Source organism: Acidisphaera rubrifaciens HS-AP3 (assembly GCF_000964365.1).
GTDB lineage: Bacteria > Pseudomonadota > Alphaproteobacteria > Acetobacterales > Acetobacteraceae > Acidisphaera > Acidisphaera rubrifaciens.
Genome location: NZ_BANB01000690.1, coordinates 1 through 1,772 on the forward strand (window position 1 = coordinate 1; position 1,772 = coordinate 1,772).

Below are 1,772 nucleotides of genomic sequence, written 5' to 3' on the forward strand. Positions count from 1 at the left end.
GCCGCTGCGCGCCAGCCGGTCGCACCCGGCCAGCAGCAGCGCCCCGCCGCCCGCGATCAGCCCCCGCCGCGTCGGCCGCAGCACCCCCCTCATCGCGCCCGCCCGATCGCATAGCGTCCTGTGATCATGCCGCGCAGGTTGTTCAGCGGTCCCGACAGGATGACCATGACCACGTGCAGGACGACGAAGGCGACCAGCGACCACGCGGCGATGAAATGCACCGTCCGCGCCGACTGCCGCCCGCCGAACAGCGCCGGCAGCCAGTGATACCCGGCGTCCAGACGCGGCGACATGGCACAGCCCGCGACGATGATCAGCGGCACCAGCCCGAACATCACCACCAGATAGGCCAGCCGCTGCAGCACGTTGTAGCGCCGCGCCGCCTCCCCCTCCGGGAAGCGCAGCCGCGCATGCTCGGCGACCGAGGCCGGGAGATGCCGCAGATCCGCCCCCGTCGGCACCAGGTCACGGCGCAGATGCCCGCTCGCGAGGCTCCAGGCGGCATAGACGGTGGCGTTGATGACGAACAGCCAGGCCATGGCGAAATGCCACTGCCGCCCCTCCGCCAGCGACTGCCAGGACGGCAGCGTCATCCAGGGCGGGAAGGGACCGGGCGAAAACGCCGGGTGGTCGAAATCCGACGCGCTGCCCCAGTACAGGGCGGGGTGCGCGTTGAAGATCTGCAGGCCGCTCGCCAGCAGCAGGAACATGCAGATCAGGTTGATCCAGTGCGTCACGCGCACCACCACGCCGTGCCGGCGCGCGAGCACGCGGCCGGACGGCGTGATGATGTCGCTCAACGCCGATGCCCCCGGGGCGCGGCCTACATCGGCGGCTTCACGCCGTCCGCGCCGACCACGATCGCGACCGTCTTGCCGTCGCGCTCGATGGCGAACACCTGCCGCCCGGTCTTGAGGTCGGCGCGCGTGCCGGGGTTGAACTCCACGATCGCCGCATCGGGCGGCACCGTGATCGTCTGCTCGCCGCCCTTGTAGTCGAGCTTGAGCACGTCCGCCCCGCCCACCGACTCGATCTTCGCGATGTTGGCGTTGGTCATCATGTTCGTCTCGGAATCGCGATCCCAGGGATAATGCCCCTCGGCGAGGCCGCGCAGGCTGTCGGCGAAGACGTGGACTTCCTCGGCGACCGGCTTGCCGTTGCGCTCGACCGAGGTGATGCCGACGAACTTGCCGGACTTGACCGCCGACATGTCGGCCTTGGTGACCAGGAAGATGCCGGTCTTGTCGGTGGTCGGCACCTCGACCTTCTTGCCGGCATGCGTCGTCACCGTCACGTCATGATCGGTGACGGCGCTCAGCGTGCCGCGTATATGCGTCGCCTGCGCGTGCGCCGCCATCGGCGCGACCGCCATCAGGGCCGCGGCCGGCAGCGCGACACACAGCAGACGGCGCAGCGACATGATCCGTGTTGACATGGGCGGTTTCCTTCCCCGCGGCGGCCGCTCCGACAGACGCCCGGGCGGCTCGCCGATGCGCGCCAACCTAGGGGCGGCCCTGCGCGGCGGCAATGGCTGACGCGCCGCGCCGCGTGGCCCTGCTGCGCCATCCGACGCCGCGCATCGCGCGCGGACGCTGCTACGGCCGGCTCGACATACCGTTGCGCGCACAGGCGGCGGCGGAGACGGCGGCGATGGCCGCACGGCTCGACGGTTTCGCCGGCGCATCGGTGTGGACCAGCCCGCGCCTGCGCTGCCGCATCCCGGCGCGCGCCATCGCCGCGTCCCTCGGGGCCGCGCCGCCGCGCATCGCGCC

At 71.6% G+C, this 1,772-nt stretch carries 3 protein-coding genes; 1 reads left to right on the forward strand and 2 read right to left on the reverse strand.

Annotation, left to right across the window (positions count from 1 at the left end; genetic code table 11):
• Positions 1–89 precede the first annotated feature (89 nt).
• On the reverse strand, positions 90–800 hold the full coding sequence (locus B8460_RS16500; RefSeq protein WP_084623788.1) for a cytochrome b/b6 domain-containing protein: 711 nt from the start codon (positions 798–800) through the stop codon (positions 90–92).
• 23 nt (positions 801–823) lie between these two features.
• Entirely contained in the window at positions 824–1,435 is a 612-nt protein-coding gene (locus B8460_RS16505) for a hypothetical protein (protein WP_148360659.1), read from the reverse strand.
• Positions 1,436–1,527: 92 nt separating this feature from the next.
• Between B8460_RS16505 and B8460_RS16510 the strand changes: the two genes are divergently transcribed.
• A partial coding sequence (locus B8460_RS16510; protein ID WP_048862709.1) for a histidine phosphatase family protein occupies positions 1,528–1,772 on the forward strand: 245 nt, incomplete at its 3' end.

Bases quoted from the DNA above. Each gene is read 5' to 3' on its own strand.
- B8460_RS16505 (WP_148360659.1), bottom strand. From the start codon at position 1,435: ATGTCAACACGGATCATGTCGCTGCGCCGTCTGCTGTGTGTCGCGCTG.